At 53.9% G+C, this 23,678-nt stretch carries 18 protein-coding genes and 1 pseudogene; 7 read left to right on the top strand and 12 right to left on the bottom strand.

What is annotated here, in order from left to right:
- Window position 1: 1 nt before the first annotated feature.
- The gene (locus tag ACY1JZ_RS05535) at window positions 2–964 is read left to right on the top strand and encodes a phosphoglycerate dehydrogenase (protein ID WP_462628415.1); all 963 of its coding nucleotides are present in this window, start codon (window positions 2–4) and stop codon (window positions 962–964) included.
- A gap of 31 nt (window positions 965–995) precedes the next feature.
- Window positions 996–1,922: a dihydrodipicolinate synthase family protein gene (locus tag ACY1JZ_RS05530; RefSeq protein WP_462628414.1), complete on the top strand. Its 927-nt coding sequence runs from the start codon at window positions 996–998 to the stop codon at window positions 1,920–1,922.
- A 262-nt stretch (window positions 1,923–2,184) separates the two neighbouring features.
- Here ACY1JZ_RS05530 and ACY1JZ_RS05525 read toward each other — a convergent pair whose 3' ends face one another.
- From ACY1JZ_RS05525 to ACY1JZ_RS05480, 10 genes are all read right to left on the bottom strand, one after another.
- Window positions 2,185–2,508, bottom strand: a complete 324-nt coding sequence (locus tag ACY1JZ_RS05525) for a hypothetical protein (RefSeq protein ID WP_462628413.1) — start codon at window positions 2,506–2,508, stop codon at window positions 2,185–2,187.
- A gap of 285 nt (window positions 2,509–2,793) precedes the next feature.
- Window positions 2,794–4,149 (bottom strand): jacalin-like lectin, encoded by a 1,356-nt coding sequence (locus ACY1JZ_RS05520; protein WP_462628412.1) that lies wholly within the window; start codon window positions 4,147–4,149, stop codon window positions 2,794–2,796.
- Between the two features lie 242 nt (window positions 4,150–4,391).
- A complete protein-coding gene (locus tag ACY1JZ_RS05515; RefSeq protein WP_462628411.1) occupies window positions 4,392–7,124 on the bottom strand; it encodes a glycoside hydrolase family 88/105 protein in 2,733 nt (910 codons plus the stop codon).
- 46 nt (window positions 7,125–7,170) lie between these two features.
- Window positions 7,171–8,121 carry a sugar phosphate isomerase/epimerase family protein gene (locus ACY1JZ_RS05510; RefSeq protein WP_462628410.1) on the bottom strand — a complete coding sequence of 317 codons (951 nt, stop codon included), beginning with the start codon at window positions 8,119–8,121 and terminating at the stop codon, window positions 7,171–7,173.
- A gap of 264 nt (window positions 8,122–8,385) precedes the next feature.
- Entirely contained in the window at window positions 8,386–10,113 is a 1,728-nt protein-coding gene (locus ACY1JZ_RS05505) for a prenyltransferase/squalene oxidase repeat-containing protein (RefSeq protein WP_462628409.1), read from the bottom strand.
- 146 nt (window positions 10,114–10,259) lie between these two features.
- Complete coding sequence (locus ACY1JZ_RS05500; RefSeq protein WP_462628408.1) at window positions 10,260–11,252, bottom strand: Gfo/Idh/MocA family protein; 993 nt, start codon at window positions 11,250–11,252, stop codon at window positions 10,260–10,262.
- A gap of 32 nt (window positions 11,253–11,284) precedes the next feature.
- The gene (locus ACY1JZ_RS05495) at window positions 11,285–12,325 is read right to left on the bottom strand and encodes a Gfo/Idh/MocA family protein (RefSeq protein WP_462628407.1); all 1,041 of its coding nucleotides are present in this window, start codon (window positions 12,323–12,325) and stop codon (window positions 11,285–11,287) included.
- Between the two features lie 228 nt (window positions 12,326–12,553).
- On the bottom strand, window positions 12,554–14,074 hold the full coding sequence (locus tag ACY1JZ_RS05490; protein ID WP_462628406.1) for an extracellular solute-binding protein: 1,521 nt from the start codon (window positions 14,072–14,074) through the stop codon (window positions 12,554–12,556).
- 138 nt (window positions 14,075–14,212) lie between these two features.
- Complete coding sequence (locus ACY1JZ_RS05485) at window positions 14,213–15,067, bottom strand: carbohydrate ABC transporter permease (protein WP_462628405.1); 855 nt, start codon at window positions 15,065–15,067, stop codon at window positions 14,213–14,215.
- A 2-nt stretch (window positions 15,068–15,069) separates the two neighbouring features.
- The gene (locus ACY1JZ_RS05480) at window positions 15,070–16,032 is read right to left on the bottom strand and encodes an ABC transporter permease (RefSeq protein ID WP_442954802.1); all 963 of its coding nucleotides are present in this window, start codon (window positions 16,030–16,032) and stop codon (window positions 15,070–15,072) included.
- 1,223 nt (window positions 16,033–17,255) lie between these two features.
- Here ACY1JZ_RS05480 and ACY1JZ_RS05475 point away from each other — a divergent pair.
- From ACY1JZ_RS05475 to ACY1JZ_RS05465, 3 genes and pseudogenes are all read left to right on the top strand, one after another.
- Window positions 17,256–17,648: a hypothetical protein gene (locus ACY1JZ_RS05475; RefSeq protein WP_462628404.1), complete on the top strand. Its 393-nt coding sequence runs from the start codon at window positions 17,256–17,258 to the stop codon at window positions 17,646–17,648.
- A gap of 146 nt (window positions 17,649–17,794) precedes the next feature.
- Window positions 17,795–18,475: a peptidase gene (locus tag ACY1JZ_RS05470; protein WP_462628403.1), complete on the top strand. Its 681-nt coding sequence runs from the start codon at window positions 17,795–17,797 to the stop codon at window positions 18,473–18,475.
- Window positions 18,476–18,515: 40 nt separating this feature from the next.
- Window positions 18,516–18,742, top strand: a pseudogene (locus tag ACY1JZ_RS05465) (ISL3 family transposase); the annotation flags it as partial.
- Between the two features lie 186 nt (window positions 18,743–18,928).
- Here the strand turns inward: ACY1JZ_RS05465 and ACY1JZ_RS05460 are convergent.
- Entirely contained in the window at window positions 18,929–19,942 is a 1,014-nt protein-coding gene (locus ACY1JZ_RS05460; protein WP_270166746.1) for a LacI family DNA-binding transcriptional regulator, read from the bottom strand.
- 242 nt (window positions 19,943–20,184) lie between these two features.
- Window positions 20,185–22,470, bottom strand: coding sequence for a glycoside hydrolase family 9 protein (locus tag ACY1JZ_RS05455; protein WP_462628402.1), 2,286 nt, complete (start codon window positions 22,468–22,470; stop codon window positions 20,185–20,187).
- A 438-nt stretch (window positions 22,471–22,908) separates the two neighbouring features.
- On the opposite strand from ACY1JZ_RS05455, the gene ACY1JZ_RS05450 reads away from it, so the two are divergent.
- The gene (locus tag ACY1JZ_RS05450; protein ID WP_462628401.1) at window positions 22,909–23,103 is read left to right on the top strand and encodes a helix-turn-helix transcriptional regulator; all 195 of its coding nucleotides are present in this window, start codon (window positions 22,909–22,911) and stop codon (window positions 23,101–23,103) included.
- A 2-nt stretch (window positions 23,104–23,105) separates the two neighbouring features.
- Entirely contained in the window at window positions 23,106–23,576 is a 471-nt protein-coding gene (locus ACY1JZ_RS05445; protein WP_462628400.1) for a hypothetical protein, read from the top strand.
- Window positions 23,577–23,678: the final 102 nt, after the last annotated feature.

Below are 23,678 nucleotides of genomic sequence, written 5' to 3'. Positions count from 1 at the left end.
GATGGCAGCAGCAAAAATATTGGTTACGGCGACGAACTATTCGGTCTTATGCAAGGAAGCCAAGCAACGGCTTGAGGAGCAGGGCTGCGAGGTGATCGAGAACAAGGTCGGACGTCCCCATACGTTCGAGGAGCTGAAGGAGCTGGTAGGAGACGTGGATGCTGTAATTGCCGGGGTCGACACATGGGATGAGTCGGTTTTCCGTCTGGCGCCGCGGCTCAAGGTCATCGCACGCTTCGGCGTTGGCGTAGATAATATTGATCTGCAGCAGGCACGCGCGCATGGCATTCAGGTGACGAATGTACCGGGCGGCAACGCCAATGCGGTCGCCGAGATCGCTGTGGGTCTGATCCTCTCCATGCTGCGCGGCATCCCGCTGCTGAACCAGTCCACCAAGCAAGGCGGCTGGGACCGGTTCGTCGGTCGTGAGCTGGCTGGACGCACCGTCGGCCTGCTGGGCTTCGGCAATATCGCTCAGCTTGTAGCGCGTAAGCTGCAGAGCTTCGACGTGAGGCTGCTCGCCTATGATAAGTATCCCAATCTGAAGCAAGCTGCGGCCTGCCATGTGGATATGGTGGATGCCGAGCTGCTGCTGCGGACGAGCGATGTCGTCAGCATGCACCTGCCCAGCCTGCCGGACACCTATCATATGATGAGCGACGCCCAGTTTGCCATGATGAAGCCAGAGGCGTACTTCCTGAATACCGCCCGCGGGCCGGTCGTCGACGAGCAGGCACTCTATCGGGCGTTGCAGAGCGGGCAGATCGCAGGGGCCGCCATCGATGTATACGAGACGGAGCCCGTTCAGGCCGATAACCCGCTGCTGGGCGTAGCGCATCTGATTACGACGCCGCACACCGCAGCCGAGACCTACGAAACCTACAGCCGTGTCAGCCTGGTCACAGCGCAAGCCGTGCTGGATGTGCTGAGTGGGCGTACACCGCAGCATCTGCTCAACCCCTAGAACGATACTGAATCTATGGAGGAATACGAGGATGAAATCAACTATGCCTAACGGCATCTGGCCGGTTATGCTGACACCGTTCACTGAAGACAATAAGGTAGCTTATGAAGCGCTTGGCAAATTGGTGGAGTGGTATATTGAAGGTGGAGTAGATGGACTGTTCGCCGTCTGCCAGTCGAGCGAGATGTTCATGCTCAGTCTGGAGGAGCGGCTGGAGATTGCCCGCTTCGTCAAGCAGACCGCTGCTGGACGAGTGCCCGTCATCGCCTCCGGCCATATCTCCGACAGCTTCGAGGATCAGGTTCATGAGCTGAGCGAGATGGCGAATACCGGCATCGATGCGCTCGTGCTTATCACGAACCGACTGGCACGCGAGGACGAATCCGATCACGTATGGCTGACGAATCTGGAGAGGCTGCTGGCGCATATCCCGGACTCGATCCCGCTCGGGCTGTATGAATGCCCCGCTCCCTATCGCCGTCTGACCACACCGGAAGCGCTGCGCTACTGTGCAGACACTGGTCGCTTCCTGTTCGTTAAGGATGTGAGCTGCGATCTGGAGCTGCTGGAGGCCAAGCTCCAGGCCGTTCGGGGCACCGACTTGAAAATATTTAACGCCAATACAGCAACGCTGCTGGAGAGCTTCAAGCTGGGCGCCTATGGCTTCAGCGGGGTCATGGGCAACTTCCATCCGCAGCTCTACGCCTGGCTATACCGCAACTGGGCGGGCGAGCCGGAGGATGCCGCCAGGCTGATGGACTTTCTGAGCATCGCCTCTATGATTGAGAAGCAGCTCTATCCGGTCAATGCCAAATATCATCTGATGCTGGAGGGGGTGCTAAGCAACTTCCACTGCCGCTCCAAGGATTCCAGCACCTTCAACGCGACCCATCAATTAGAGGTGGCACAGCTACGACGACTGACAGCAGCCTATCTAGAGCGTTATCCGTTGGAGTAACCAAGCAGTCCAGACAGTCAAGCAGTCAAGCAGCGCAGCAGGCAGCATAGGCAGCGACGGCGAGGTTCGATTACACCGGACTGGACAAGCTGTATGTATTATGGCTTGATACGCCCAACCCCCAGAATGCAGTACGATCACACATTCTTGGGGGTTGAGCTTTGTGAGGCTTCACTTGAGCGTGAGCTTCCTGGGCGGCCGCCCCCTCTCACACGAATGCCGAAGCCTTACGATGTGAGTGCCGCGTCACCGTTCGCCCTCTCTATTCATAATGCTCCGCAGTAGCCGCTGAATACAATACCAGGCCAACTGTAATGACGACCCAGACCAGCGGAAGCGCATGATACACAGCCAGCTTCACCCTGGACGGCGTAGACGCCTTCACTTCCTTGCTCAGCCCGAACCAGGAGATCAGTATTAACAGAGGATAAGACATCCAGAACACTAGAAAGGCATAGCTGCCCATCGCGTTGCCACTTCCCCCAACACTGACCCAGACGCTGCTGAGAGCGATCGCCCAGACCATGAGCATAGCCAGCGCCAGCGCCTGCCCCATCAGCCCGGGCACGGTAAGCCTCCGAAACATAAGCAATCCTCCCCTATAGCTAAGTCGCACCTTACATCGGTTGCTACCCTTCATTATACAGGATATGCGCCAGCAGCAACATACACCTGGCTCGTGGATTAGGAGGAGCTGAACCTAGAGAGCAGACACATCGTTATACCGTGCACACGCCCCCTCCCTTATAGCCTGAGACATCCAGAGAGCCCTGCCCTTGCATTCCCGCGCCACATCTTCAAGAAGGCATCCTGTCCACAACCGATGTTCGGCACGATCTGCTGAGCTTGGAGATCGAAGATATGACGTGCGTTATGGCAGGATCGGCTTGTAGATCGCCCCCAGACGATCGAGCTCGTTAGCCGCCTTGCCGAAGAAGCCGACGATCTGCCAGCCCGCAGGGGCGGCGAATGTCTGGGAGCTTGCCGTCTGAATGCCACCAGATCGTGTACGGCCCAGATTCGTCGTCACCGCCAGATAGAAGATGCGCTCTCCTCCATTACGCAGCCCCTTGGATACCGTCACTTGCGCTATATACTCGCCGGGTAACAGGTTCAGCGACTGGAAGCCTGAAGTGCTGACCCCGCCTGCTGTGAGCACCGTTCCATCAGAGTAGGTGAGTCGCAGCCCGTCCACACGGTTGCCGCTGGAGATCGCCACCTCGGTCAGCGAAGCCTGCGAGGGCAGAGCATTCAGATGATTGAACGCGGTTCCGCCTGTTCCCCCAAACGCAGCGCTCAGTTGCACAACAGGGCTTGCCGTATATTGAAACACAGCCGAGATCGGATAGTGGTCGGAGAGCTGAGCCCCCTGTTCATCCGTAAATTTCGTATCCTCCAGCTTATAGGACAAGGCGGTCAACTGGATCGCCTGCGAGCTTCTGTACATGATCTTGTCCACGACCTCGTAATTCGGGCCATTTCGATCGCTTGCATCCATTAGTGACGGTCCATCTGGGGGAATGACACCGCCACGGCGCAGCTCCACCCAGACATCCGTCAAGCCTTGCTCATGCAGCAGCTCCTCCAGCACATCCTCACTGCGCGTATATCGACAGTTGGTATCTCCCATGACGATGACGGCATTGCCGTCCGAATAGACGGACATGAATTGCTTCATTTGCCGAATATTATCCCTGCGCGCCTCCAGCGAGCCGCTGTCACTGCCTGCGTCCGCATGCAAATTGTAAATGTCGATGACGATGCCGGGGGCTAGCTCATGTCGACCGACCGTGAAGCCCTTGGGCGTCAACTGATCACTTCCATTGTCGAAGAAGCCGTGCGATTTATTCCATTTGATTCGCTGGAAATCATCAAACGGGAAAACGGACATCCGATTCAGACCGCTTCCGAAGCCTGCCCCTCCGCTATGTGCCGATAGATAAGGATGTGTCACCGAAGAGATCAGCTCACTATGATAATTGAAATCCTCCTGTACAGCGACAATATCATAATCATTGAGGAGCGGACTGATCTTAGGTGTATGAACTGCCGGATTGCCGCTCGACAGCAGGTCGGGCAGACCTGCAACATTCATGCTGAGTACCGAAAAAGTTGAAGCAGAAGCAACAGTAGAAGCCGATGCCGATGCCATGGTGCCGAGCAGGGTACTGACAACGAGCCATAGTGCCAGAGCGGCACAGCTTGTACGAAATTTTCTCAATTTCATATCCCTCTTTTCCTATTGAACTGTACTTCATGGAACTTCGTTCATCCAGGTCGCACCTCATCTGCCGATTCGATTCTGTCAGCCTTCTTCATCTCACAGCTCACTACCCTGCCTTAGCCATAATGCTCACCTCCCTTCAAGACGACGAAGGGCTGGCAACATCAACTGCCGTATCGCAGCTATCCGTTCCCAGCCCTGTCTGTTCTATGAAGTGTCGTTCATGTGGTACCGGTTGCGTCGCTTCAGTCTTCTGAGGACAGTTGCAGGCGACCCGTCAATTGATGCTGATGCTGCTGCAGACGGCTGACCTCAGCACCCGCCAGCAGCATGATGCCGATGCCGTGGTTATCATTCGTCACTGTGCGCAGCTCCTCCGTATAGTAATCCGCCGTGAAGGAATATCGCGAGCCGCTGCATACCCCGTATACATTGCCCTCGCGACTGATCGCGTGCCGCAGCAAGCCCTGCCAGCCGCGCAGCGCCGCCGCCGCGAACCGTCCCGGCTCCTGCAGCCATCCATGGCATACGCCTCTGGCGAAGGCATAGACAAACATCGCGGTGCAGGACGCTTCCTCATAGGCCGCTGGTTCATGGAGCACCTGCCGCCATAACCCGCTGTCCGCCTGAACCTCTGCATAGCCCGCGCACAGCTCGTTGAACATTGTGAGCAGCTCGCCACGCAGCGGATGATCCTGCGGCGCCAGCTCCAGTACCTCGGACAGGGAGAATACCGTCCAGCCATTCCCTCTGCCCCAAGGTATGCGGGTGGGCGTGCCATATTTGAAATCATATACATGACTCATCAGCCGATGCTCCGGCATATACAGGTAGTTGCGATACAATATGAACTGCCGCATGGCATCATCCAGCATCGCCCGATCACCAGTCAGCTTATAGTAGCGCAGCATGAACGGTGTGCTCATATACAGATCATCCGCCCACATCGAACGCTCCGAATATTCGCCCGCGCAGATGCGATAGAATGCTCCATCCTCCCTCCGCTCCAGCCCGTAGCGGATGAAGTGCGCAATCCGACTCGCGATGCGCACCGCATCGATCTGCTTCGAGGCAGCCGTTGGCGGTGGGGTTCCATCCTCCGCAGAGGCTTGCCCGCGGCACCGCTCGCCGTGCATCAGATCGACTAGCATCGACCCGCTGCCAGCCCTCTCTGCACGCTTGCCCTCGTGTTCCACCATGTCCGTACCCAACTGCGCTTCACGGCGCTGCTCCAGCAGCAGCGATTCCAGCATGGCGGAGCCGAAGGAGCCGCAGTTGTCGAGCATTTTGACCAGCACTAGCTGCTGGTTAATGGACGGGAAGCCATACTGCTCGCGGTCCCAGAAGGCATACTCGTCGTAAGCCGTGCAGGACTCGATATGCTGTCTCGCATAATGAATCCAGCCATCCTCGCCTAGCATTCGCCCCGCCTTGAGCAGACCGTACATCGTAACCCCAAGCGGATAATCCCAGCGACCGAAATTGGTCGCCCCGCTCGTCGTCCATTTGTTGCTCAGCATGGCATTCTCATAATAAGGGCGCACCCACGTCCCAGGACGATTCACCTGCCAGTAACGGCCTGCCCCCCGGGCATATGAGGCGCCTGCCTCAACTGAATCGTCTGCACGATCTGCGCGGGATGTATGACCTGCTTGTTCTGCACGAGACGCATGGTCTTCACAGGATGTATGATCTGCTTGTTCTGCACGAGATGCCTGGTCTCCACGGGATGCATGGCCTGCTTGGTCTGCATGGTTTGCACCGTCTGTGCGGTCTGTGCGGCCGATACGTTCTGCCGCATCGACCCTGTCAGTCGTATCGACCGTGTCGATCGTGCCACCAAGCGGCGACGCCGCGGCAGGGTGGGTACGATCATAATGAACACGAGCCGTCTGCTGTAACTGTACAGGGTCAGCGACAAAGCCTGGATCGAACGGCCCCAGATAGAGCCATGCGCCCGGCGCGCCGTGAACCGGGAGCGGCAGCGCCCACTCCACGACCGATTCAGCGATGCCCGTCCCCTGAATAGTACGAGCTTCGATCGTCCAGCTCCAGCCTGTCTCACCGCAGCCGACCTCCACCATAATCGGCTGTTCCCTGCCAGCTACCGTCAGCTCGGCGCTGTACTCGATCAGGCCTTGCCCGTCTGCGGCAGATGTGGTGAAAACGTCCAGCTCCACGTCACCTGCCCAGATACGTACTGGCGCGGCGCTCCGCCCTTGCAGCACAACCGTCTGCCCGGCACCTGGCAGCAGGCTGCGCAGCTTCGACCAGGCGTAGCCCTTCATCGCGGGGCGTCTGCCGAACAGCCGCTCCATGACCGGGAGCTGCTGCTGCGCCTCTGTCCATCCCAGCTCCGGGAACCAGCGCAGGCCGCTTCCTGCCTCCTGCTGCTGCAGAAGCGCTGGATCGCCTGCATCCAGCGCATCCTGCACCGTCGGCTCCGAGTAGACCCAGCCTGCCTGTCCCTTACGCTCGGCGAACGGCGCCAGCACGTTCAATATCCGCACCTTGGCCTCGTCCGCTCCGATACGGCAGCCAAAGCCGGCGGTCGTCCGTCTCGTCTGGAGCAACAGTGTATTCCAGCCTGTACGCAGTACCACTGACACCCGAACGTACCGATCCTGCTGGACTTCATCGACCGCATTGGAGCGATAGATCAATTCCCCGTTCAGGCAGAGCCTGACTGGACTATAACAGCAGACCAGCAGATCGAGACTGCGCTCGTTGTCGCTCCATACAAGCCCCGCCGCGTACACTCTGGCATCGGGAGCAGCCTCGGGGAAGCGGGCGGCGAAGTCCATCTCATACAGCCCGTCCTCCCCCTGCACGATTCCTGTTGCCGCGAAGGCTCGCAGTACGAACGGGAGCGGCGGATTGCTGCCGATATACCGATCGGCAATCACCTTGACCGCCGCCTTGGCATCATCGCCGATCCGGTAATATAGACTGTCCATTTCATCCAAGTAGCCTGACATTCTGAGTTCCTCCCCTGATGTAGTGGTCGCAGTGCTGCTGTCCACTCTAGCGCGCCTTCATAGCCGCGATCTTGCCGCTCATAATCTGATAGCTCTGCTCGATCTCCTCGCGGGTGCACGGCGCGCGCAGCTCGTAGACCTTGATCGGTGCCGCCTCAATGACGGGCAAGAAGACGTCGAACGAGTCCAGATCGCCGCTGTGTACATACGGACACCAATGATCGACGATTTCCACCGTCTCATGGATGTGCACGCCCAGCACCTTATCCTTCATCCGCTGAATTTCCACCGCATTATTATAGAGCCCCATTCGCTCCATCATCATGCCATGCCCGATGTCATACCACAGATAGACCGGTGCTCCAGACAGACCCGTTATAATCTCATCCGCCTCCTGCAGCGTCGGAATCTGATTGCAGCGCGAGCGTGTCTCAATCCCGATCTTGATGTCCAGGTTATTGCGGGCGATATATCCGCTCACCTCCTCCAGACAATCGCGGATACGCCGCACATGGACAGGAGCCAGCTCCTTGCGCCGCTCCAGCATCTCCTGCCATAGCTGCTGGTAACGCGGCGAGTCCTTGCCTTCCTCTCGCCACAGCTTTTTGAGCACGGCATCAATATTATGGTCAAATGGCACCTCGCCCGGATGGACAACCACGCCCTTCGCCCCCAGACGATCCGCATGCTGCACCGAGCCGATTAGCAGCTCCGTAGCGCGCTTGCGCTTGTCCAGATCATCGAAGCCGAGCATCACGGAGTCGGTATCATAATCCTTATCGTCGATGAACGGAAACACATTATGCACACTGGAGATGCCGATCTCACCGCGCTCCACCATTGGAGCAATCTCCGCCAGCATCTCCGCCGTCACATTATAGTTCAGCTCCACCAGCCCGAAGCCGAGGCTCTTGATCTCTTCTATCATCTCCCGGCCGCTCGTATGGCGGCGCAGGTTCCACATCGTCGAGAAGGAATACCCGGTTTTTGTTGTCATGTTCCTTTCCTCTCCTTACCTCATGATCTTCCAGAAGGTGCACGCGGAAGCCGCCCCTGCCGATGCTCAGCGCATCAATCCATTATGCCATTCCCGCAGCTCCAGCCCATCTCCATCGCACCGCGCGCAGCTCCCAAGCGTGCGGAATTGCTGCATGACGGCGGTCGGTCGAACCATCATGCTGTCTGACCCTATCGCAGCCTCATCATGAAACCATGGGCGAACCGCCAGCGGCGGGCCTGGAGGGGCTGCAGCCGCTAGTGACTACTTCAATCGAATGCGGAGCTCGGCGTCAAACGGCGTGACCAGATTCACCAGCAATGTCCTGCCTGCGCTGACGGCAAGACTGCTCATATCCGGCTGACCATGCTCCTTCCTTCCTCCACTCAGCTCGATCGTCTGCCCCCCAGCGGTGTAGCGCACCGTTCCACCCAGCCAATAGAGGCGTCCATTCCCGGCATCCTCGAATTGTCCGCCCTCAAGCTCGCCTTCGCCTAGCCACAGGGCGACCTGATACACCACATCTTCATGATCATCGGAACGCATCGCGAGCACCCATTCGCGCTCCTCCACCAGCTTCGCGGTGACCGCCAGCTCATGCCGCTGCACATGGGTCAGCTCACGGTACTGATGTGGAAGCAGATACCATGGACTGATCGGCTCCCGTGCCGACGCTGGAAGCTGCTGCACATCGATGGGGCCATTATATCCCTTATGCATCACGGCTCCCATATGGAAGCCGTCCTCCGCCTCCTCCAGCCGCTGCATCTCCACTGGCCCAGGCATGAACAGCGAGGAGATGCCGATGCCGAGCACCCGCGCTTCGCCGTGGCGCAGGGCAAACATCGTCTTCGAGTGCGCCATGAGCGTAGCAGAGGAGATACCGCTGCGCCACCTCACGACCGGCGCCCCGAAGGCGGTATGCAGGCTCGTATGCTGCACCTGCATATGGTGACCGGCCTCCTGCATGCGAGCCAGATGGTCGGCATGCGGATACTGACGGTTGAACAGCTTCATATAGTGCTCCGGCAACGCGCTCCGCTCTACGCCCTCCACTTCACACGGGAAGGCCAGGTAGCCAAGCAAGGCATGATTATTAATCGGGCCGAGGCGAGCCAGCCTCTCTGCCGCCAGATCATACATCGATGCAAAGCGGGGATTGCCGTCAAGCGCTGCCATCCATCTATAACTGAGGAAATACTCGGACAAGTCATACCGTTGCCCCAGATCCTGGCGGCCGGAGTAGTCGGTGACCACCTCCCCGTCATAATGGATCATGTAGGCCATCATCTCCAGATTGCGCCTCACCGGCTCCAGCAGCTCTGGACGCCCCAAGTAACGGGCGGTATAGATCAGCATAATATTGCTGACCGTATTGTAGATACCGTTGCTTCGCTCCGTCCACTCTCCGTCCTCGGTGCAGTCCATCCCCTCCGCGAGCCATTGCTCCGCCCGCTCCAGCAACGCCGGGTCGGCATACAACTGATGCAGCGCACCCAGTGCCGCCGTCATGACCCAACGGTGGTTCGGCGTATGGCAGCCCCCTGTCAGAAAAGCAGGGATGGAACGCTTCAGGAACTCCCGCAGCTTCTCCACAACCGGCTGTGCAGCTTCCCAGCCGCTGCGCTCCAGCACCTGCACGATCTGGACGAGTCCGGTCACCAGAAAGCCTGTATCCGGGGGCGAGTGGAAGTTCGTCCATCCGGGCGAGATGGTACCGTCCGCATGCTGCTTGCGCAGTAAATAATCGGCCGCACGCTCCAGAGCCGCAAGCAGCTCCAGGCTGTGATAATACTTCGACTCCTTCGTTACCAGCGAGGCGGCCATGGAGGCCATATAAGCTCCGGTGCCTACGTGGCTCGGGCTGGGAATGCCAACATGCGAGTGCACGATGCCCCCTTCATGCCTTGCTCCCGGCTCCCTGACCTGCTGCTGCATCGCCTCCGCGACCACGTCGTCATTCCTGTCTATAAGCTTGCGATAGATTTCCATCCTACTGTACACTCCTTCTCTTGCCGCTGCTTCGACCTGCTTGCGCCTTGATCCGGTCGCTGGGCACTCCTCTTGATGTTCAACATAAGGCGGACAACACTTAACACTTATGCATTCTGGCGTGTAATATAATCCTCATCATAAACTTATCTCAAGCTTATACGTCGTCCTTCCCGATCAGATGCGGTCGCCGCCTCATTCAGCTCCGTCAGCATCCGCATGTCGTCATAGGTAATATCAGGCGGCGTGCCATGCAGCACCTGATCCGCCCATTGCTCCAGCGGGCTGCGAAGCTTCGCCGGAAGCTCCGTTACGGTCATCCACTGGTTGCCGCCTTCATGCACGCTCCTCAGCCTGACCGCTCCATTCTCAATCAGAAGCACGCCCTCCGTGCCATGCAGCTCCAGATGAAAGGAGTTGTTCGAGACGAATCCCGCTTCAATAATCCCTAGCAGGCCGCCCTCGTAGTCGACGATGAGAGCCGCGTGATCTTCAACCTCTCGGCCGTATACCTTCTCCAGCCTGGCGTAGACCCCCTGCGGACGCCCGCCCAGCCGATTAACGAGACAGATGGGATGCGCGCCGAGGTCCATCAGCGCTCCGCCTCCGCATAAGCCGTGGTCGAAGAAATACGCCGGCAGGATGCCATACGGACTTCCCTCCCGCGGCACACCGCCGGGATGAGCCAGGCGGCAGCGCAGCAGCGTCAGCTTGCCCAGCCAGCCACGCTCCAGCACCGATTGGGCGTAGACATAATAAGGCTCAGCGAGCCGCTTCAGCGCGAGCTGCAAGGTTGAGCCGCTGAGCGTTGCGGCATGGAAGATTTCGTCGATCTCCTCGACCTTCAGCGCCAGTACCTTCTCGCTGAATATATGCTTGCCATGGCGCGCTGCCTGCATCAAGATGGGGTAATGCATCACCGTCGGCGCACTGACGATCACGCCATCAATGTCAGGGTCAGCCAGCACCTCCTCCAGCTCCGCATAGAACGGAACCCCCAGCTCCTGCGCCCAGCTCCTGCCGCGCGTCTCCTCCTCATCCCATACCGCGGCGATATGAATAGCGGGATGCGACGCCGCCTGTCTGGCGTAGTCGTCAGCATGCACATGCCAACGGCTCAGCAATGCCGTGCGGATCATATTCTTCTCCTCCTCTTCCTCTCCAGCCTCTGTCACCCTTGCAGCCGAATGGCTTCCCCCAGCTCCGCCGAACGGTACAGCTCCTCGACGATACGTTGTAGCGCCGTCCCCTCCGCGGCATGGCTCAGAGGCGGAGGCCCGCCCAGGCAACTGTCCACGAACGCAGCGAGCTCCGCATCCCGCGGCTTGCCCGCCTTGAGGCCGACAGGCTGCACATCGACCAGCGTGCCGTGCTTCTCCTGATACAGCTTGAGCGGGAACACATCCGCTCCGCCCTGGTCGCCTGCCAGAGACACCTGCATCGTCTTATCTGGCCCGACGTTGACCGCGAAGGCCGTCTCCAGCAGCAGGCTTGCACCGTTCTTGAACACGATCATGCCGACAGCCAGATCCTCCACCGAGAACTGCTCCCAGTCCCAGTCGCCGACTCCCGGCCGGTTGCCCAGCTTCTGATAGGTCGATGCCATCACCCGATCCACCTCAGGATAACCCATCAGATAGAGAGCCGTATCCAGCATGTGTACCCCGATATCGCACAGCGCGCCCCCGCCCTGCAGCTCCTTGCTGGTGAATACGCCCCAGGCCGGAATGCCGCGCCTTCGAACCGCAGTGACCTTCGCCATGTAGATCTCGCCCAGTTCCCCGGCTTCTATATAGCGCCGAAGCACCTGCATCTCCTCCGCATAGCGGTAATGAAAGCCATAGGTGAGCAGGCGATTACAGCGCTGCGCCGTCTGCTCCATCCGCAGCGCTTCCTCATAGCTCATCGCTGGCGGCTTCTCACACAGCACATGACAGCCCGCCTCCAATGCCGCTATCGCAGCGCTCGCATGGAACTTGTTCGGCGTGCAGATGCTGACCGCATCCAGTTGCGCCTCCTTCAGCATCGCCTCATAGCTGTCATAGACCCCGGAAATGCCAAAACGGGCAGCGCACGCCTCAGCCTTAGCGCGGTTCACATCCGCCACAGCAGCCAGCTCAACCCGGTCTTCATGCCTCTTATAGTTAGGAATGTGGACGCCTGACGCGATACTGCCCGCTCCAATAACCCCCACTCGCAATCTTCTGCTCATCGTTTTCCTCCGTTCTATGCGCGATGAAACGTATCCCACGTTCCGGCAGTGTCCATCAGACCCCGCAGCTCTCCTGCTCCCCCTCCCGATGCCCTCAAGGCAGGGTGCCCCCGCGATCCACAGGCTGTAGCCTGCACCGTCAGGGGCTATCCCTTACCCTGGCGACCGCTACAGCGGCCACCGGTCTGTCATGTTCCGGGGGGAAGGGGCTTGCAGGCCCCAAGCAAACTACTTGCCGAGCTTGGCATACTCCTCCTCATATTCCTTGGCGATCTCGCCTCCCCCGCGGGTACGCCATTCCTTGACCGTGTTGCGCCACTCCTCTTCACTGCCGCCCATTACAAACTTGACATTGGCGTCCTCCAGCATCGTCTGGAGCTGCGCCCCGCGCTCTGCAAAGGTCTCTGACAACAGCGGCAGGGACGGATCAGCAACCAGATGCTGATCATTCTCGGCGATCACATCGATCTCTCGTTGCTGTAAGCGCGTCTTGTCGCCCTGCAGCGCAATATCAACCGGCGGGAGGGTAGACAGCGGCGCCGAATACGCCCCTACCTCCTTGCCATACTTATCCAGATCGATATACTCCGGCTTTCCGTCCACCAGCTTGTAATGGACACCCTCGATTCCCCATTGCAGCAGATTAGCCCCTTCTTCGCCAGCCAGATCATCGAAGAACTTCAGCACCCTAAGCAGATGCTCCTCTGTCTTCACGCTCGACTTCGGAATCAGGTAGAAGCCGTTATGGCCACCCTCCATATAGACCCGCTTGCCATGGTCTCCCTCCAGGATGCTGAAGAAATTAATCTTCCCATCCGGGTTGTTGGCCTGTACTCCCTCTTCCAGCCCCGGCGCTGACCCGGTCACATCGATCCGCACGCCTGCCTTGCCCTGCTCGATGGCCCCCGTCCACTCTGGGCGGTCAATGACCGCAAAGTCGCGGTTCATCAGCTTCTCCTCATACAGCTTCTTCTCGAACTTGAGGGCATTGAGATATTCCTCTGTCTCGACATCCTTGATGAATTTGCCGTCCTCTACCTTCCAGTTGTTCGGCGCGCCGAAGAATGATGCGAACCAATAACCAACTTCCTTGGAGGTCAGCCCATACGTATCCTGCTTGCCATTGCCATCCGGGTCATCATGGGTGAAGGCCTTAAGCATGGCGTACAGATCGTCGATCGTCTTCGGCTCCTGCAGCTTCAGCTTCTCCGCCCAGTCCTCGCGATACTGGAATGCTCTGCGGGCAAGCGGACGCACGCGCGGGATGCCATATACCTTGCCCTCGTAGGCGATATTCTCATAGATAAGCGGGTTAATCTTCGAGAGATTCGGGAACTGCTCCAGATAAGGGCCGATCTCCCAGAACATATCCGACTCGATCGCATTCACCACATAAGGCAGCTTCTGGTGCCGTCTTGGGATCGGAATCGCATCCGGCAGCTCACCCGAGGCGATCAACACCGGCAGCTTCTCCTCGAATGCCGAGCCAGGTAGCTGCTGGATCTTGAGCTTCGTATTCGTAATCTCCTCAATCCTCCGCTGCACCTCATTGCCCTCCGCGGGAAATTCCACGCCATCGAAGTTGAACATTAAGGACAGTACCAGCGGCTCCTGCTCCTTCTCCTTTGACGCATTATCCGAACCTCCAGACGCCTCCTGCTTCGTTCCCCCTCCAGCATTTGTACTGCCAGTACTGCCGCTTGTACTGTTGCCCGAGCACGCCGCCAGCAGCGAGAACGTCAGCGCCATACAGAGGCACCATGCTATTTTCCGGTTTAACCGTTGCTTACTCAATAATAACCCCTCATTTCCTGTAATGTTATGAAATCTATACATGATACACGCATGGCCGGGAGCCTAGAGCGGCACCCGATTCATGCCATGTCGCTATCCCTTGACCGAGCCTAACAGCACTCCCTTGGCGAAATGCTTCTGCAGGAATGGATAGACGAGCAAGATCGGCACCGTCGACACTACAATTACCGCCATCTTGATGGAATTGGAATAGTACACCACCTGCTCCACCTCGGTGGAGTCGCCTATCGCCCCGCTAGCCATAATGACGACCTGGCGCAGAATGACCTGTACCGGCCATTTGGAGGCATCTGAAATATACAGGATAGCGCTGAAATACTGGTTCCATATGCCGACCGCGTAGAACAGCCCGAACGCCGCCATCGCCGGCAGAGACAGCGGGAGCACGATGCGGAAGAAGATGCCGACCTCATGGCTGCCATCCATCTTCGCTGACTCCTTGAGCTCCTCCGGGATCGCCTGGAAGAAGTTCTTCAAGATAATCAGATAAAATGCGCTAATCGCATTCGGAATCATCAGTGCCCATAGCGTATCGAGCAGCCCCGTGGACTTGACGACGAAGTACGTTGGAATCATCCCACCGCTGAACAGCATCGTGAATAGCACCATCAGCAGCACCACCTGTCTGCCCGGCAACTGCTTATGGGACACGGCATAAGCCATCAGCGAGGTCAGACACAGTTGGATCAGCGTTCCCACCACCGTAATATAGACCGAGACGAGCAGACTGCGGGTGAAGGTATCCGCCGAGAAGATATAGATGTACGCCTCCAGAGAGAAGTCCTTCGGCCAGAGTGCCGGCACGGAGGAGAAGGAGGAGCTGAGACAATAGATGAAGGGCAGGATCGTCAGAATGCCGAATAGCCCGAGCACCGATACATTGATCGTATCGAACAGCCGACTGCCGAAGCTTCTGTCTTTGACCATGTCTAGTACACCCCTTCTTCCCCAAATTTCTTCGCAAGCGTGTTCGCGATAACGACCAGTACCAGACCAACCGCCGATTTGAACAATCCGACTGCGGCGCTATAGCTGAATTGGCCCTGGAGGAGGCCAACACGGTAGACGTATGTATCGAACACCTCGCCCACCTCGCGGTTCATCGCATTAAGCATCAGGAAGATCTGCTCAAAGCCCAGATCAATGAAGTTGCCCAGCCGCAGGATGAGCAGCACGACGATAACACTCTGAATCGAAGGCAGTGTAATATGCCAGAGCAGCCGCCAGCGCCCTGCACCATCCATACGCGCCGCCTCATACAATTGCGGATTCACCCCGGCCAGAGCCGCGAGAAAGATAATGGTTCCCCAGCCGACATCCTTCCAGATAATCTGGATAATGATCATCGGGCGGAACCACGCTTCGCTCATCAGGAATGGGATCGGCTCGAAGCCCAGCGCCTGCAGCATCGAATTGATCGCTCCACCCTCTGTTGTCAACAGCACGTAGCAGATACCGACCACCACGACCCAAGAGAGAAAATGCGGCACATAAACCAACTGCTGTATCGTCCGCTTGAACAGCTCCACTCGCACCTCATTGAGCATCAGAGCCAGAATAATCGTTAACGGGAAAAAAATGAGCAAATCCAGCGAAGCAATATATAAGGTGTTGCGCAGCAATTGCCAGAACTCCGGCTCGCTGAAGAAGCGCTCAAAGTGTCGAAGCCCCACCCATTTGCTGTCTAGCAGCCCTTGATGCGGCATGTAACGTTGGAAGGCCATCATAATGCCCCACATCGGCAAATATTTGTACACGATAAAATAGATTAGTCCCGGCAGCAGAAACACATACAACCAGCGTTCCTTCCACATTCGCTTGAGCAGCGGCTTGCGAGCCGCAACCGGAAGCGGTCGTTCCTCCAGCACCATAGGTGCATGCGCCTGATCCATGTCATCCTCTCCTTTACCCAGCATAAGTAAGCGCATTCATAAATTGTAGTTGTCGTATGCTTCCCCCTGTTGCAAAAAACGCAGTGCTGTGGAACGCAACGCAGCCTCCTCTGCCTGTTGATCCAGCCTGTAGAGCATGAACCGTGTACACGATCTGACTCCCCTACCGGGTGATCTGGTCTAATTGAATCATCCAAGCCATGATGAGCGTACTACCTCACAGCTTGCACGAGAGAGGAAAGCGATTACCTTATTGAATTCTAATATATTCCTATAACTTCGTCAATATACAATGAAAGCATTTACAAAAATATTTCTCTTTTCGCCCGTTCTCATGGGATAAATGTCACGAATAGAAAGAAAATAACAGGAATCACAGCAAATTTAGCTTCACTCTGCTTCCTAAGAAATACCCTTTGTTTCGCTTGGATTGGACGGAAATAAGAGAAAGCGATTAACTAGAAATGGGCATATTGCCTAGATCCGCGCGTCATAGAGACATTAATAACAGAGCCTATGCAAACTTTGCTACTAGCGATACAGCATATACTGTAAACCAGCTCTCATCGAGATCATAGATAAGAAATGGTTTGGCTACTAGATCAGATTGAAAATCGACCGCCTTTTTAAGGCTCAAAAGCACTTTCAGCCGATAGTGGACGTATTTCCAATGATTTTATTAAATTATCAACTTTTACCGCTTTTCACACGTCTATATGGGTAACCATGATATAGAATAGAAATTAACTTGACAGGCTTTAAACAGGACAAGGGCGGTTCACGCCGCAACGCCAACGGCCAGGGAATAAAGCGTCGCAGTGAACCGAAGTGTAGACCGTCATGACCCTTCTTGCCGCCCGATTGCCGCTTGCGTATGTTCGTGAAGGTCGATGAAATAATCAATCTTGTTAGGTCGACAAAAATAGTAAAATTCCAACAAAATATGTACTTTACTTGAAATTACTTATTTAGTATTATTATCTATAAAGAGTAAATTTTTAAACTAATTTACATCACTTAAAAACAGATTGTCCTTTTCAACGGACTAACGCAAGTTTTACCAAATTTAAAATCCGTTCGAGCGTATTTCTCTGAACTTTTCAGCATTCTAAAAAACGATAATCAGTGATTTCCTTGAAGGGCGTTTCTAGACAAATTAAGAGACACCTAAGTAGAAACATTTTCAGCATAAAATATTTAACAACGAAGGGAAGTTGAATTATATGAACATTAAATCACTACTAGGAGTAAGTATTTGTATCACTTTAATTGCAGTGATAACTGTTCATGCCTCTAATCCTACAATCCAAACTTCACCAAAAATGAATGAGATGACAGACCAGACCGAATATCCAACTAATGAACAGGGTGAAACTTATGGATATGGACCTTTTCCTGCAGGTCAAAAAGGGCCTGATTTAATTAGGGCAGAAGGTGAAGATGGAGTTGTTGGATATGTTAAATCTACAGATTTAGAACCATCAATGTCGTCACCAGAAGAAGCTATTGCTTATAGCAAATTGATGGAAAAGCTTGGTCATCAATCAATACCACTATATAAAGAAGACGGTAAAACTATTATTGGTGAATTTGTAATTTCTTCTCCCCAACGGTGATAAGTAAAATTTATCATAAAACTAGTTTATAGGGGGTTTTAATAATCAAATGGAATAATATAGGTACTAAAGTAGTAGGAATTTGTGCTGTGTTATCGTTCTTAGTAACATCAACAGTTTATGCACTTACTAGAGTAGAATCGCCATTGGAGTCAGAAACAGTTAATGGATATAAATATAATTACTCATCAAGGTTAGATCTGAATTCACTCACTCAAAATACCAATTATGTCAGGGCGTGGACGGCAATCTTTGTAGACGGGGGGAAAACCGTACCCACAGGTTATATGGGTGGACAGGCTCGTTTATACACTTCAACCGGGGATTTGAAAAGTTCTAGTTTAGTATTATATTCTACTAGTGCAGCTCTTAATCTCACAATACTAGGAGAGCGATATTGGACAGAAGATACATATTATTCGCAAGCTAAAGTTCAATTTTACAATGGTGATGGTTATGTTGGCTTTGATGCCAATAAATCTCCTAATATTGTTCTATCAAATTCAAGTTCAAGCGTATCTTCAGAAACTAATCAATTGCCATATAACTTAGATCTTCAGGAAGAATATGGTGTAAATAAATACGGGCAAACTTATGGTTCCGCTTTATTAGAATCTAAAATAGGAGAAGAACCAGATTTAGTTTCTGCAGTGGGAACCAATGGAATTCAAGGGTATGTCAAAGTTGAAGAATTATTTCCACTACCTACTAGTCTTCAAGTGGGTAATATCAACAGTAATGACGTAATCTCTTTATATGATCAAGATGGTAAAACAGTTATTGGAGAATTCGCGCTGAAAGGCGAAATTGTTGAATTCGGTAAATAATAAACACATTAATTAATAACTCTGCTCAAATCCGAAATATCATCGACTACTGAATCCCCCCTCGACAGTCTGCCTGATAGGAGCAAGGCTCAGTTAGAAGTCCTGCTTGTATACTCTCCACTGCTGCGCAGCGTTTGGGAATGGAAGGAGGCCTTTTCTCAGTGGTATGACTGTTCATCCAATATCGGCATGGCTCGTCAGGGTTTTACCCGCTGGGTGGAGCAAGGTGGTAACATAGATCATGATGCCGTGCGAAGCACCTTGAAGTGGAACCCTAGCCTCCTGACTCTGGCAAGCAGGCGGCTCTCATGATAAGCTGCACGACAAAAGCCCTGTTTCGATTAGAAACAAGGCTGTTTGTCTTCAGTCTGATCGCCCATTAGGGCGGCTTCAGCTTGCCTATTCGGTTCGATTATCCTGTAGAGAAGTCGGTTGTTTCAAGCGATCGAGCGATCAGGCATTTGGCGTGGCCGGGCCGGACGACCCGCGCACGATCAGCTCTGGCAGCAGCACCACGCGCTGCTTCGCCTTCTTCTCCTGGTTGATCTCCTGCGTGATCAGATCGACGACCTGATGTCCCATCTGCTGGATGGGCTGAGCCACTGTCGACATAGGCGGATCGGTCATGGAGGCGAGGATGGTATTATCGAAGCCAACCACGGACAGCTCTTGAGGAATGCGGATGCCCAGCTCCCGCGCAGCCTGCATCGCTCCAATCGCCAGGATGTCGTTGCAGGCGAAGATGGCGCTCGGACGTGGATGGGCAGCGAGAGCCTGCAACGCCATCTGCTTACCTCCCTGAACGGAGAAATCGCTCACGTATATTAAGGAGGAATCATAGCGGATGGCCGCCTCCCCAAGCGCTTGCCGATAACCGCGAATCCGCTCCTTGCTGCTGCTGACCGTCAGACTCTCGGCAAGCACAGCAATCCGTTTGTGTCCGCCCTCAGCCAGATATGCGGCCGCGCTGTAGCCGCCTGCGTAGTCATCGACGACCACCGAGCTGGCAGCAAGCGTCGATTGCTCGCGGGCAATCAAGGCGACCGGCATATGCTGCTCGATCAGCTCCTTGAGCAGCGCCTCATTGCGGACACCGGTAGCGACGATGATGCCGTCAGCGCTTTTTTGGCGGAGAAGCTGGATATACTTATTCTCCTTATCCGCATTGTTGTCTGTATTGCAGATGACCAGATTGAAGCCCAGCTCATGGGAACGATCCTCGACATGCCGCGCCAGCTCCGCAAAGAACGGGTTGACGAGATCGGGAATGAGCAGGCCGATCGTGTAGGTCTTCTTGCCCGTCAGCGCCGAGGCCAACATATTGGGCTGGTAATTAATCTCTTCGCTAATCCGCAGGATGCGCTGCCGCGTGCTCTCGCTAATGCGGCCCTTGCCGTTGAACACCTTGGACACGGTTGCAATCGATACCCCGGCCAGCTTGGCAATATCATAGATCGTCGGTTTCATCGCTATATCCCCATCTTTATCTCTTGTTGGCGCTCCCCCGCGTACACGCAGCTTATCCGCCTTGTCAGATAGGGGAAAGCGGTTTATCTGCAACCATTATAGCATATTCTTCCGCGATTATGCCTACCTCCATGAAGCCCTTCCATTTAAAGCTATGAATTATGCCCCACTCCAAAGCTGCCCGCTCGGGCACGGGTGACCCGTCACATGCGGCGCGGTCAATGCCGCTGCTCCTGTACAAATCAATTAGGTTCTGAAACCGGAGCATTCAGGTTGCTGTTGGCATACGCGGTGATAAATACGAGATTGGCTGTAGAGCCTACCGTATGTTCGTTGGTCGTCCACTCCACAGCGCAATCCATGAAGTTCTTGGCAGGGAATATCGAGATGCCGGGATTGTTGTACCGATTAGGTCCAAGCGGCATTACACCTTTTATTATCCCTGGTCTGCTGTCCTGATTCAACAGTCCGTACACCGTTTGGAGGCTATCCTCACCATACCCTGTTACATAGCTTTTTCTTAGCGGATTAGCGCCTAAAATATAGTGGATGGCGGAGTTAGCCATGTTCCTGATCGTATCATCATACTTGCCAAGCAACCAGGAGCCGATTAATGCTTCGTTGGCTGTTCCGAGAATCATATTATTGCTGCCCCAATAATAGTTGCCTTCGTATAAGGTATGATTCCATGCATTAGTTTCATATCGGTTAATTTCCTTATTGATCCAGACCGTGAACTTGTCATGATACCATTGCTCGGCAGCCTGATTCCGGTTATTCGCTTTCATATAGTGGAAGAACGCATAATGCCAGGGGCCTACCCAATCTCCTGTTGAATTCTCGAAGACAGCTTGCGCTTCCGTATAGTGGCTCAAATAATAATGATGATACTTCGCCTCACCCGTCACTCTATACATAGCTGCAGAGGCTACAAGTCTTGAATCCCGGTCCTGATCAGCACTGTAGCCCGGGCCTTTAATATTATGGGGATGCTGTTCCAGATAACTCCACCCCTTCTTGGCGGCCTCCAGACAAGCCGCGGCAAAAGCTTGATCATATGGCGCATACGTGATGGAGGCATGAGCCAGAGCAGCCACAGCCATAGCGGTATCATTGGTAGGCTTCACATCGACGGCACCGCCGTACACATCCTTCACAAGCCGTTTGGTTATTTGCCCATCGTCGGGGAATGACTCTACCTTTCCATAGAAGCCTCCGGTCAGCGGGTCCTGCATATGCAGAAGCCATTCTATTTCCCATCTGGCTTCATCCAGCACATCCGGTATGCCATTGCCGCTCTCCGGGATATTGAACTGGTTGTCGGCATAGGTCTCCGGGAAGAGGTCATGCGACCATAACAGAGTGTCGATCGCTGATGCGCCAGCAACGGTATATTTGCCTTTGTCACCGGCGTCGAACCATCCCTTGGACACATTCTTGATCCTTGAAGAATTCGATTCAAACTGAGCGACCGTATCCATCGGGGTAAGATCAGCTCTGTAGAAATCGGGGGCATATTGCGGTAGAAGCGCCGTCCCCGAGCGCTGGTAATAATAATATCTGGAAGCATCCACCAACAAAGACTGATATACCTCATCCTCAATTGTAAAGCGGGGAGAGCCCTCTATACCCGGCGCACTGACGGTCATATAATAATCCCCCGAGTCCTGGAGATCTGTAAATACAGCCTTCAGAACCCTCTCCCCGGAATCCATATCATAATTTTTGACCAACACTAACTGTCCGCTATACACAACGGTATCATCAGAAGCTCTCCTGACCTGAAACGGGGTTCCCACATCAGCGGTCAACTCATCTTCAAAGCCTGAGACATAAGCATACTTCTCCGCATCATTCCGGAAGCCTACCTGATTCACCTTGATCGCCGGGAATGCGGGCTCCTTGTCGGGGGAAGTCAGCTTGAGCTGATTAATCCATACCTTAAATGGCGCATTGTTTACCTTGTCCAGATAGATAGCTTTGGCGTTGTATTCATCCAGATCAACCGACGGATCATCATAAATATCTTTGAGCGGAATTTTGACATGCTGCCACTGCGTGGTGACGTTTACATAATCCGAAATGGGTTTTAGCACCTTGCGTTCCACACCTGACGGGCGTCTGGCTACATGGTCGTCGCCGCCAATCATGAATTGCTCCCCACCATTCTGGCCCTTGACGTTAAATTCCAGATAACCGTTTGGGACATAGTTATGAATATCATGGTTTGCCCACTCATTCATAACAAGAATGGAAACCATCCAGTCCACATTGCTCGTCACATTAAACCTCAAGGACGGCAAATTTTCATAAGTCACTCCCCAATCTACAGGCAAATTTCCGTCTACCGTCTCCAGCCCGCCGCTGCTTCCCGACCATCCTCCTCTGTGAGCATCCTTAAATACATAATAGTCAGGAAGATCCCTCCAGCCCGTCGGAGCGCCATAGCTTGCATAGACCTCGGACGACGAGATTGCAGGAGCCAACACAACTGCGATGCTTAAGACAAGAGATATCCATCTTTTCACTTTCAAAACCACCTCCATAAATTTTGTAAATAAAACTATATTTTATCATTTATATGTATTCAATGGTATACTTTTTCATGCAAAGGTGGGTTAAACACCCCGAGTTAAGTGGTACTATTTTTCTCGAAGTTAATCTTCCAAATTTCACAGGAGACCATAGAGTTACCATAACTAACAGTTGCTCCCTCATGCCCATTTGAGCTGCTCACGAACGACATGAATGGTCGTGGCCAAAGGCGGTGAGATTGCCCTTGAACGGGTTTTCAGACACGACCTAGAGAAGAATTTGCTCATTTATAGTTAGAACAGAACTTGTCGAGCAAGAAAACAGCATGCTTGAACTTTTATTCGCTCTACTTAACATTACATTATGTAATTTATAATTGACATTTAGTCATATAAAGTGCTACATTGTTTTATGAAAGGAGTCGAGGCAGCTTGAAAAATAAAAAGATGAAGATTGCCAGGGTCGAAGCTGACGTATCACAGGAGCGTTTAGCCGAAATCGTCGGTGTTACAAGGCAAACCATCAATTTAATTGAGTCTGGAAGCTACAATCCAAGCCTTAAACTATGTATTGAAATATGCAAGGCGCTCAACAAAACATTGGATGATTTATTTTGGGGGGAATGAGCATGCGTGGTGAGAAGTCAGTAAGAGAAGCAAAGATGGTGATGACTGTATCAATAATCGTCGGTCTCATCCTGTTAGCAGTCGGTTTTTTATCCAACGCTGTGGATAATCCATTCATTTCAGACAGCAAGCCATTGTTGGCCTTGTCGCTGTTACCGTTGAGCATGGCGTTCGTTTCATTCCTGAAGGTATCAAGAATAAAGAATTCGCCCGAGTTGATGAGGAAGCTCTTGATTAAAGAGAACGACGAACGGCTCGTGGCACTCAATAATGCGGCTGATGCAATTACGTTGAAAATACTCCAAGGAGCCTTGTTTTTGGCCTATTTTCTCTACACATTTATGTTTCCCGAGAAAATTTTCGAGTCGGTCGGATGGTGGATGCTGTTAACTCTCTTATTAGGCTCTATGTTACTGCAAGGAATCTTCCGCCATCGGATATGTAAAACAAAGGCGAGTGACGGAGTAGATTGACCCCCGTTTCCAGCACATAAATTGATTTTCACTAGGAAAGGACATTGATATTAATTCCTCATTAAAGTTTGCGCTAATTACAGGAGCATAAGGGAATCGGGG

The sequence above is a fragment of the Paenibacillus sp. J5 genome (assembly GCF_054955055.1).
Note: the sequence above shows the minus strand (reverse complement) of the source record. Positions and strands in the feature narration are given on the sequence as shown.

Bases quoted from the DNA above. Each gene is read 5' to 3' on its own strand.
- ACY1JZ_RS05480 (WP_442954802.1), bottom strand. From the start codon at position 16,032: ATGGATCAGGCGCATGCACCTATGGTGCTGGAGGAACGACCGCTTCCG.
- ACY1JZ_RS05495 (WP_462628407.1), bottom strand. From the start codon at position 12,325: ATGAGCAGAAGATTGCGAGTGGGGGTTATTGGAGCGGGCAGTATCGCG.
- ACY1JZ_RS05475 (WP_462628404.1), top strand. From the start codon at position 17,256: ATGAACATTAAATCACTACTAGGAGTAAGTATTTGTATCACTTTAATT.
- ACY1JZ_RS05530 (WP_462628414.1), top strand. From the start codon at position 996: ATGAAATCAACTATGCCTAACGGCATCTGGCCGGTTATGCTGACACCG.
- ACY1JZ_RS05460 (WP_270166746.1), bottom strand. From the start codon at position 19,942: ATGAAACCGACGATCTATGATATTGCCAAGCTGGCCGGGGTATCGATT.
- ACY1JZ_RS05445 (WP_462628400.1), top strand. From the start codon at position 23,106: ATGCGTGGTGAGAAGTCAGTAAGAGAAGCAAAGATGGTGATGACTGTA.
- ACY1JZ_RS05505 (WP_462628409.1), bottom strand. From the start codon at position 10,113: ATGGAAATCTATCGCAAGCTTATAGACAGGAATGACGACGTGGTCGCG.
- ACY1JZ_RS05510 (WP_462628410.1), bottom strand. From the start codon at position 8,121: ATGACAACAAAAACCGGGTATTCCTTCTCGACGATGTGGAACCTGCGC.
- ACY1JZ_RS05490 (WP_462628406.1), bottom strand. From the start codon at position 14,074: ATGGCGCTGACGTTCTCGCTGCTGGCGGCGTGCTCGGGCAACAGTACA.
- ACY1JZ_RS05525 (WP_462628413.1), bottom strand. From the start codon at position 2,508: ATGTTTCGGAGGCTTACCGTGCCCGGGCTGATGGGGCAGGCGCTGGCG.
- ACY1JZ_RS05500 (WP_462628408.1), bottom strand. From the start codon at position 11,252: ATGATCCGCACGGCATTGCTGAGCCGTTGGCATGTGCATGCTGACGAC.
- ACY1JZ_RS05515 (WP_462628411.1), bottom strand. From the start codon at position 7,124: ATGTCAGGCTACTTGGATGAAATGGACAGTCTATATTACCGGATCGGC.
- ACY1JZ_RS05520 (WP_462628412.1), bottom strand. From the start codon at position 4,149: ATGAAATTGAGAAAATTTCGTACAAGCTGTGCCGCTCTGGCACTATGG.
- ACY1JZ_RS05535 (WP_462628415.1), top strand. From the start codon at position 2: ATGGCAGCAGCAAAAATATTGGTTACGGCGACGAACTATTCGGTCTTA.
- ACY1JZ_RS05485 (WP_462628405.1), bottom strand. From the start codon at position 15,067: ATGGTCAAAGACAGAAGCTTCGGCAGTCGGCTGTTCGATACGATCAAT.